Annotated in this window: 1 pseudogene; it reads left to right on the forward strand. The window is 50.7% G+C overall.

Annotation, left to right across the window (positions count from 1 at the left end):
• Positions 1-12 precede the first annotated feature (12 nt).
• A pseudogene (locus C9J03_RS26370) lies at positions 13-604 on the forward strand (FixG Ig-like domain-containing protein); the annotation flags it as partial.

Below are 604 nucleotides of genomic sequence, written 5' to 3' on the forward strand. Positions count from 1 at the left end.
TGAGCGTCTCGTGGGCTCGGCGACTGTATCGACTGCAACTTGTGTGTCCAAGTTTGTCCTACGGGGATCGATATTCGTGATGGCTTACAATACGAATGCATCAACTGCGGTGCCTGTGTCGATGCCTGTGATGAGACCATGACGCGGATGGGGTACGAAAAGCGCCTGATCAGCTATACCACAGAGCACAAGCTAGAAGGTAAGCACACCAAAGTCATGCGTCCGAAACTGATCGGTTACGGTGCGGTAATGGTGGCAATGGTTGGGTTATTCTTTGTGTTACTGAGCGCTGTAAGTCCAATGGGGCTCGATGTGATCCGCGATCGCAGTCAGTTATTCCGTGAAAATAACGAAGGCTTAGTCGAGAACACTTACACCTTAAAAATCCTTAATAAAACCCAACAAGATCGCACTTATCAGCTCAAAGTCGAGGGAATAGAAGGGATCGAATGGTATGGACCACAACAAGTGGCCGTCGCAGCTGGTGAGGTTTATACCTTACCGATCAGCCTTGGGGTCGATCCCTACGAGCTCACCACCCCGATTGTCGACATTCGCTTTACCCTGAGCGATAGCAGTGATGACAGCGAGCCAGTCGTCACCG

This window comes from Photobacterium gaetbulicola, assembly GCF_003025515.1.
Classification (GTDB): domain Bacteria; phylum Pseudomonadota; class Gammaproteobacteria; order Enterobacterales; family Vibrionaceae; genus Photobacterium; species Photobacterium gaetbulicola.